Origin of the sequence: Streptomyces sp. NPDC046876 (genome assembly GCF_040645035.1) — a bacterium.
Lineage (GTDB): Bacteria > Actinomycetota > Actinomycetes > Streptomycetales > Streptomycetaceae > Streptomyces.
This window is the reverse complement of sequence record NZ_JBEYXK010000041.1, coordinates 47,936-55,650: the sequence shown is the minus strand read 5'-3', so window position 1 is coordinate 55,650 and position 7,715 is coordinate 47,936. Positions and strand designations below refer to the sequence as shown.

Genomic DNA, 7,715 nt, shown 5'->3' with positions numbered 1-7,715 from the left:
GTGCGTGATCGCCCTCCAGGACGGCCTGGTCGACGCCATGACCACGGACAACGCGATCCTGGCCGGTTACGCCGCCCAGAAGGGCAACACGGGCAGGTTCCGGCTCGTCGGGCTGAGCCTGAGCAACGAGAGCTACGGCATCGGCATCAAGAAGGGCAACAAGGAGCTGCACGCCAAGATCAACGCCGCCCTCAAGAAGATGGTCCAGGACGGCTCCTGGGATGCGGCCGTGAAGAAGAACTTCGGCCAGGCCAACTTCAAGCACGAGCCCGCCCCGCAGGTCACCTCCGCGAGCAGCTGACGACGCCACGCCCCGGGCGCGGCAGGAGGTGAACACGCACCCTTGCCGCGCCCGGTCAGGTCGCCGGCGCCTTGTCGGCCAGCGCCTTGAGGAACTCCCGCATCCAGGCCGGGTGGTCGGGCCAGGCAGCCCTACGACAGCACCTAACGAAGCACTACTAGTGACCTGAGTCAGAGATTCGTTGGCAGTAGGCGACGACTTTGTCGAGGATCTCGTCGGCTGTCTTCGTCCAGACGAACGGTCTGGGGTGCTCGTTCCAGTCGGCGAGCCAGACCCGAATGTCGCGTTCGAGGACCTGGACCGAGCGGTGGACGCCGCGCTTGAGCTTCTTCTGGGTCAGCTCGGCGAACCACCGCTCGACCAGGTTCAGCCAGGACGCGCTGGTCGGCGTGAAGTGCAGGTGGAAGCGGGGGTGCGCCAGCAGCCACTTCTTGATGTCGGGCGTCTTGTGGGTCGCGTAGTTGTCCAGGATCAGATGAACCTGCAGATCAGCCGAGACCTCCTTGTCCAGCTTCGCGAGGAACTTCTTGAACTCCGCCGCCCGGTGGCGGCGGTGAAGGGAGCCGATGACCTTGCCGGTGGCGACCTCGAGGGCGGCGAAGAGGGTGGTGGTGCCGGCCCGGACGTAGTCGTGGCTGCGGCGTTCGGGCACACCGGGCACCATCGGCAGGACCGGCTGGGACCGGTCCAGGGCCTGAATCTGCGACTTCTCGTCCACGCAGAGCACCAGGGCCTTCTCCGGCGGATCGAGATACAGACCGACCACGTCGCGGACCTTGTCATCGAGTCCCTCAAAGGCGCCACGATCAGCGCCGCCAAGCTATTCGACCTCGCCCCCGCCCTGGCCCGACAAGCCGGCATCACCGTCAAGGACAACTGAGGGTGTTTCACGAGCCTTTGTCGGGGTCTTCGGGAGGCACTCGGCCATAGCTCGGCTTGACCATTCGCACGATCAGAGCGGTGCGGTTGGGCGACCGAGTTAACTGGTGGCCCAGGAGCAGGAAGAGCGGTAGTACTGGTGCCCATGGGACACACTGCGGCGTTTCCGCTGCTCAGGACGAACGACCTTGATGAGATCTTCTCGCTCGCCGAGCGGAGTCTGGCGCTGTCGGTGCCGGATTCACGGGGTGACACCGAGCTTTGGGCTGAAGTGTCGAGCCGGGCAGAGGTCAGGTGACTGCTGGAGGCGGTGCCTGAAGCCGAGATCGGCGAAGCGGCCAGGAAAAACGCGGCAGCACCGGGAGGCTCTCCTCTCCCCTTGGGCCCCTGCCTACTCTTCATGGAGCTCCCCGGCGCAGACCGTGCAAGAAGCGCCGCCCTCGCCGCGCTCGGCGTCCATGATCGGATCGAGGTGCACTGGGACGCCTTCTGCTGGCCGGAGGTACCGGACCTCGGGCTGGAGTGGACCCGGAAGTACGCCCGTCTTCAGGTGAGCCTGCACCACAACGGCACCGACTTCGACAGCCCATGGACAGAAGACCACGCGCTTTTCGTCCATGTCGGCGAGGAGGAGCGCGCCGAGTGGGTTGCTGCGCAGGTGTGCGCCGAGATCATCGGTGAACACACGATCTGCTGAGTAGCACCCACCCAGCCCGCCCATCACGCACTTCGCCTTCCACCCCACCCGGCTCCCCGGATATGCCCCGGAACGCCACCGCCCGGGCTTCCGAGGTGAGCGGATCCTGGCATGACGGTCAGATCCTCGACGTGCTCCCCGCCATGCAGGAGCTCACGGTCGGGATCACCGTCGACACCCTGTGGCCGATGCGGCGCAGCCCCCGCCCTTCGCGTCGGGCCGCGGCCATGGACGCCACCAGCGCCTGGCCCCTCGCCTCGTCGAGTCCGCGTCGCAGTTCGGCGATTGCACTTCGTCCTGTACGCGACGGCCCACTGCGACTCTTCGAGAGCCGAAGGGCGGGGCCGCCGCACGGTTGCGGTCCCGTTCAAGCATGCGGGTGGACAGCGAGCAAACCGGGTTACGCGCGGGCGCCGCCGCGGCACCCATGTCCCGGGTACGTCCCGGCCGGGAGGTACCCCCTTGGACGAGGACGAAGGAGTACGGACGCAATGACCACGGCCCGCGAGATCATGACCGAAGGTGCCGAGTGCATCGGCGCGGAAGAGACGGTGCTCGACGCCGCGAAGAAGATGACGCGGATGGGAGTGGGCGCTCTGCCGATCTGCGGCACCGACGACCGGCTCAAGGGCATGCTCACCGACCGCGACATCGTGGTGAAGGTCCTGGGCGCAGGCAAGGACCCGGCTACCGTGAAGGCCGGCGAGCTCGCGCAAGGTGAAGCGGTCACGATCGGCGCAGACGATGACGCCGCGGAAATCCTGCGCACCATGGCCGAGCACAAGGTCCGCCGCCTGCCCGTCATCGACGGCCACCGCCTGGTCGGCATCGTCGCCCAGGCAGACGTCGCCCGCGCCCTACCCGACCCCCAGGTCGGCGACCTGCTCCAAGCCCTGTCCACGGACTGAGCCAGCCAGCAGTGAGAGCCGGCCCGCCGGGCCGGCTCTCAACCGTCGTCGATCGCTATCCTGCCCTGCCCTGCACCGCGGCGGCGGCACGGAGCTGTCGTTCCGGCGGGCGCCGGCGTCAGCCGAGCGGCGCCGCCCCCGACCAGCGCGGCTGCGAGCAAGCGACGGCGCGTCACATCCATCGTGGTGACCGGTGTGTTGGTCCCGTGTCCTCCCTGGGTTTCTTGGACGGTGTTCGGCGTGCTGTCCGGGTGCGCCGGACGTCGGCGTGAGCCGCTCACGGCTCACCACGGTCCGCCGAGGTTCGGATCAGGACTCCGCGGCTGAGCTGCCGTGCTCGACCTGGTGGATGAGGCGCTTGAGCTGGGTGACCTCCGGCGAGAGCACCTGTAGCGCCTTGACCTGCGCGACCTGGCAGGACGATTTGGCGCGCGGTGGCAACAGACACGGCAGGCAAGTCGATCGGCAGAAGTGGATCAGGGCAGCCACGGCCTGCCGCAACCGGCCCGACGCTGGACGACCCGGTTGGCGATCTTGAGGAATCCAGGCCATGCCTACTCTTGCTCCACTCAACGGTTCCGGTGGGCTCCGGCGCCGCACAACCTCAACCAACTTTGACGGCGGCCGCCAGTCCCACGCCGCGCTCCCATGGCCCCTGCCGAGGCTCAACCCGCCAAGAGGGATGATCTTCCCGAAGGGGTCGAGCTACCAAACTCCCCGGACAGCGTCAGGTTCCCCAACCCCCGATCAGAGTCAAGCTCAGGTGGCCAACGGGATCAGTACGAGGAGCGGGACGAACAGGGTCCATTGCGGCAGGGTGAAGACCGCCGCGCCGAAAGCATCCAGGTCGATGGCGAAGAACACGCCGGCGAACGCGGCGGCGATGAACCAGACATAAGCCAGAACCGGCCGCGCCGTTCGGCGGTCGGCACGCGCGGCCCAGGCCAGAGCCACAGGGAGCGAGGCCAGGAGCAGGGTGCATATGTGCCAGAGCACGCGGAAGAGTTGTTTGACCGGGGCGTCGAGGTTCGCGTGGACCAGGGGGCCGACGAACTCCGGGGTGCCGCCGAACAGGTGGAGTGCAGCGATCGCCGCGGCGAGGGTGGCCGCCGTCCATAGCGGCCATCGGCGGGAGGACGCGGTGCTGGTGTCGGGCATGAGGATCTCCAGAAGTGGTGGGATCTGACCGGCGTCTGTCGGCCGTGGCGCTCGGCCCGCGGAGACGGGTGGCTTTCCAGGGATGAGCCGCCGGCGTATCCGTGCGGGCAGCAGCGACGGGGCGGCGCGAAGTCCTGCGAGAGGGAGCAGTCCGGTTGTCAGCGCGAAGCCGGAGAAGGTGAGCTCCCGCAGCGGAACAGACGCGGGGAGGAGCGCTCTGGTCGGGATCTCGGGGAGCAGGGCGAGCCCGCGGAGCAGATAGACCGCGGTGATCACCGTCAGTACCCGCGCGAGTCCGGGCAACGGGCGAAGCAGCCCGTCCGCCGACCACGCGTACGCCGCTGCGATGGCGCGCAGCGCGGCTATGCCGACCACGGGTCACGGTCGGGATCGGCGACTGATGGTCCGCCAAGCGGGCGAGGTCGCCGGCGCCGAAGTACCGGAATCCGGCGCCGCCGTAGAACGGCAGCGCGAGGTGCAGTACGCCGACGGCCAGGCTCAGTGCGCCGGCCACTGTGAGAGCTCGGGTGCGGAGGCCGTCCCGATCGGGCTTCGTCGGTGCCCGCGGATTGGTCATGAGGTCTCTGCGCCTCCTGAATGCGAGGAAGAGTTCTAGAATCGGCATTCTAGAACATGTCGCCTACAATTGGTGGCATGGGTCGCCCGTCGAAGTTCACCGAGGATCAGTTCCTGGATGCCGCGCTGCGGTTGGTCTCCGTCGGAGGGCCCGACGCAGCGACGGTTGGAGCTGTCGCCGAGGCCCTCGGGGCGCCTGTGGGCTCGGTCTACCACCGCTTCAACTCCCGTGACCTACTCCTGGCGAAGCTGTGGCTGCGGACAGTGCGACGGTTCCAGTCGGGCTTTCTGCAGGCCCTCGCAAGCGACGATCTGGACGAGGCGGCCCTGGGCGCGGCGCTGCACGTGAATACATGGGCGCGTGGGCATCTCGACGAGGCACGCGCGCTGCTCCTCTACCGCCGTGAGGACCTGGCAGCCCGTTGGCCCGCCGAACTCGGCGACGAGGTCGCCATGGTCAACGCGGCCGTCTTCGACGCACTGCGCGACTACGCGTCGCGCCGGTACGGAAGCGCGGATCCGGAGCACGTCCAGCGGGTGACCTTCGCGGTGGTGGACGTGCCCTACGCGGCCGGCCGCCGCCACCTCCTCGCCGGTGAAGCGCCGCCAGCCCTCCTCGACGACCTGGTCGCCGTCACCTGCCGTTGCGTGCTGGCCGATCTCGATTGACCCGCTCGGCTCGATGGCGACCTCGAACCGCGCCGTCTACGGCCAACACGACGCCGCCGCCCACAGACCTCACCACGGCCGGGCCACCCCGCCTCCGGCGCAGAAGAATTCTCCGTTGCTCTGGCAGCGTGATCAGGTGGTGAGGGTGCTCTCGTCGACGATCTGGTGCAGGTGCCCGGCCTCAAGGGCTCGTTCTCCCCCTCGCCCAGCCAGGAGCGCGCCTCGGGCGCGAGTTGACGAGGTTCTCAACCCCGGCCGCCAGGCTCTCTCTGCGTCCTGCTTCACCGAGACCAGGGTGTGTTGCTCGAAACCGCCTTACGCGGGACAAGTCTGAGGCTGGGCTGGCCCCTACCGAACCAGGTGATCAGCCAGCGCGCCCGGCCGCCGCCACGGCACGGCGGCGTCCCTGGCCAGCGCGGAGCAGCGGCTGCCCGCCGCCGGGGTGCCATTCCATCACCGGATTGGCCGCATTGCGTGTTCGGTGCACCAGGACACCGGGACCACGCCGCCGCACTCGTGCCGCACGCAGGCGCAGGCCTGCCCCGGGCCGGCGTACGGGACCCCGTGACGGACCACCCTGCCCGTCCGCCCTTCCGCGGCGGCGCCTCGCAGGCCGGCCAGGCCAGCGTCACTCGCAGACCGCCCGAACCCAAGCGGAACCGCTCCACCAGCCTGACGTCACCCATGACCGCCGAGGGGCCGGCACCGGGCGCGGTCAGTCGGCGCAGCGACGCCCCGACCTCCCCGGCCGCCAGCTCGGCCAGCGCGTCGGCGTCGTCGTCGGTGGACCAGCCGGACAAGCAGTCCTCGTCGGCCGCGTCGTCGGCCCCGTAGGTACTTCGATCTTGTCGTGGGCGAGGAGCCAGGCGACCATCGCGCGGGGGTCGAACTGCGGGTGCACGTCGGTGCCGGCCACCGGGGCGGGGAAGTCCGGGTGCCGTCGGCGCCAGTTCACCACCGCGGCCCGGCCCACCCTGGCCATCCGCGCCACCCCCGCCAGAAACACCCGGTCACCGCCCGGGGCGACCGGGTCGAGGGCGGCGAGCGGGGAGCGGCGGCCCGCGCGGGCGGTGCGCACGGCCCGCCAGTCCACGCAGGGGCGGACCACCTCGAGGAGCACGACGTCCTGGGCGTCGTACAGGGGGATGGTGGTCACCCCGCCGTGGTGCTTGTAGTCGACGTCCACGGAGCCGACCGGGGACAGCCATCCGAGCCTGACCACCTGCTCGAAGTCGGTACGGCGCACGCCCAGGCGCACCGCGGCCTGGTCCGGGCCCAGGGGCACATGCCGGTCGAGCAGAGCCGGCAGGTCCCGGCGGCGGGCCAGGGCGGCCACCTGGTCCGGATGGACGTCGGGGAACTGCGTCTCCCCGCCGAGGTAGACCAGGAGACCGGCCTTCACCAGGTGGCCGACCGCCGACGCGGTCGCCCGCGGCCGTAGGATCGGCAGCGGCACCCCAAGGGCCTCCGTCAACCGGTCCGCCGCCACCCCCACCCCGATCGGGCCCCGCAGCGCCGCGCGCACGGCCTCGGGGCCGGCTGCCTCCACCACCGCCCGCGACCACAGCCCCCGGCCGGCGTCCGCCAGCGGGACCAGGCCCGAACCCGTCGCCCACCGCCAGGCCGCCACAGGCACCCGCAACCGGCCCGCTGCCTGCCCCTCGTCGTACACCTCACGTACCGAACGCACCACGAACCGCACCCCAATCGCGCATCCGAATCGCACATCTACGGCCCGCCGGTCGGGCGGCGCCGGAAACATCCCGAAAGATCCACTTTGCTGTCAATAGCCCCAAATCCGGGGTGAGTTGAGAGCGCACCGCACAATCCGCCTACGCGTACGCGAGGGCCGGATTCACTCCTGCGGGTGACACGAATCGGGGGCCGACACGCAGCCGTGTCGCCCACGGAGGGGTTCGTTCGTCAGCGCGGGAGGGGCGGTCAGCCGGCGGCCGCGGCCGAACCCTGGCCGAAGGGCGGGACGTCGGCGGCAGTCATGTCCAGGCGGATCCGCTGGAACCTGAGCGGGTGCCGGAAAACGCCCTGGTCGACGGCCCGATCGCCGCTCGTACGCCACCCCCGCCCGCACCGCAGCCGGGCCCGGCACGGCTTCCGCGGCCTGCGCCAGCATCGGCTCCACCGGCGGCCTGAGCACCATCCCCGGGGCCTCCTCTCGCCCCTCTTCCAGGGTCGGCCAGGCCAGCCCGAGGGGACCCGGCAAAATGGCCATCTGGGGTCCGGCTGCGGCACGGTGACGGGATGCGCCGCTGACCCCTGCCCCTGCTCCTCGCCGGGCTCGCGGCCTCCGGGTGCGTCTACGTCCACCCCGCGCCCACCCGGCCCACCAAGGTCTCCCCGGCCACGGTGCCGGCGGGACAAGCACCCAGCGCCTCGGCCCGCACGGCCGGCCCTGCCTCTCTCCCGCCTGCCCGATGCCCCCGCCGCCCCAGAGGGCGAGCGTCCTCCCGGCCCGGGACGCCCCGTGTCGCCTGCCCGCGAGGCATCCGGCGGAAGCCAGCACACCCAG

The 7,715-nt window shown here is 70.3% G+C and carries 7 protein-coding genes and 1 pseudogene; 4 read left to right on the top strand and 4 right to left on the bottom strand.

What is annotated here, in order from left to right:
* Positions 1-301: transporter substrate-binding domain-containing protein (locus tag ABZ924_RS21870; RefSeq protein WP_361912144.1), on the top strand; the 301-nt coding region annotated here is incomplete at its 5' end.
* A 157-nt stretch (positions 302-458) separates the two neighbouring features.
* On the opposite strand, the pseudogene ABZ924_RS21865 reads toward ABZ924_RS21870, so the two are convergent.
* A pseudogene (locus tag ABZ924_RS21865) lies at positions 459-1,082 on the bottom strand (IS630 family transposase); the annotation flags it as partial.
* A 498-nt stretch (positions 1,083-1,580) separates the two neighbouring features.
* On the opposite strand from ABZ924_RS21865, the gene ABZ924_RS21860 reads away from it, so the two are divergent.
* Together ABZ924_RS21860 and ABZ924_RS21855 are read left to right on the top strand one after the other, a co-directional pair.
* On the top strand, positions 1,581-1,877 hold the full coding sequence (locus tag ABZ924_RS21860) for a hypothetical protein (protein WP_361912141.1): 297 nt from the start codon (positions 1,581-1,583) through the stop codon (positions 1,875-1,877).
* A 491-nt stretch (positions 1,878-2,368) separates the two neighbouring features.
* Positions 2,369-2,785: a CBS domain-containing protein gene (locus ABZ924_RS21855; protein ID WP_361912138.1), complete on the top strand. Its 417-nt coding sequence runs from the start codon at positions 2,369-2,371 to the stop codon at positions 2,783-2,785.
* A gap of 309 nt (positions 2,786-3,094) precedes the next feature.
* On the opposite strand, the gene ABZ924_RS21850 is transcribed toward ABZ924_RS21855, so the two are convergent.
* Together ABZ924_RS21850 and ABZ924_RS21845 are read right to left on the bottom strand one after the other, a co-directional pair.
* Positions 3,095-3,226 carry a hypothetical protein gene (locus ABZ924_RS21850; protein WP_361912135.1) on the bottom strand — a complete coding sequence of 44 codons (132 nt, stop codon included), beginning with the start codon at positions 3,224-3,226 and terminating at the stop codon, positions 3,095-3,097.
* A gap of 318 nt (positions 3,227-3,544) precedes the next feature.
* On the bottom strand, positions 3,545-3,943 hold the full coding sequence (locus tag ABZ924_RS21845) for a hypothetical protein (protein ID WP_361912132.1): 399 nt from the start codon (positions 3,941-3,943) through the stop codon (positions 3,545-3,547).
* Positions 3,944-4,597: 654 nt separating this feature from the next.
* Here ABZ924_RS21845 and ABZ924_RS21840 point away from each other — a divergent pair.
* The gene (locus ABZ924_RS21840; protein ID WP_361912129.1) at positions 4,598-5,188 is read left to right on the top strand and encodes a TetR/AcrR family transcriptional regulator; all 591 of its coding nucleotides are present in this window, start codon (positions 4,598-4,600) and stop codon (positions 5,186-5,188) included.
* Positions 5,189-5,903: 715 nt separating this feature from the next.
* Here ABZ924_RS21840 and ABZ924_RS21835 read toward each other — a convergent pair.
* Positions 5,904-6,878, bottom strand: a complete 975-nt coding sequence (locus tag ABZ924_RS21835) for a hypothetical protein (protein WP_361912126.1) — start codon at positions 6,876-6,878, stop codon at positions 5,904-5,906.
* Positions 6,879-7,715 lie beyond the last annotated feature (837 nt).

Excerpts from the sequence above, each read along its gene's own strand:
- ABZ924_RS21860 (WP_361912141.1), top strand. The coding sequence starts at position 1,581 with ATGGAGCTCCCCGGCGCAGACCGTGCAAGAAGCGCCGCCCTCGCCGCG.
- ABZ924_RS21855 (WP_361912138.1), top strand. The coding sequence starts at position 2,369 with ATGACCACGGCCCGCGAGATCATGACCGAAGGTGCCGAGTGCATCGGC.
- ABZ924_RS21845 (WP_361912132.1), bottom strand. The coding sequence starts at position 3,943 with ATGCCCGACACCAGCACCGCGTCCTCCCGCCGATGGCCGCTATGGACG.
- ABZ924_RS21840 (WP_361912129.1), top strand. The coding sequence starts at position 4,598 with ATGGGTCGCCCGTCGAAGTTCACCGAGGATCAGTTCCTGGATGCCGCG.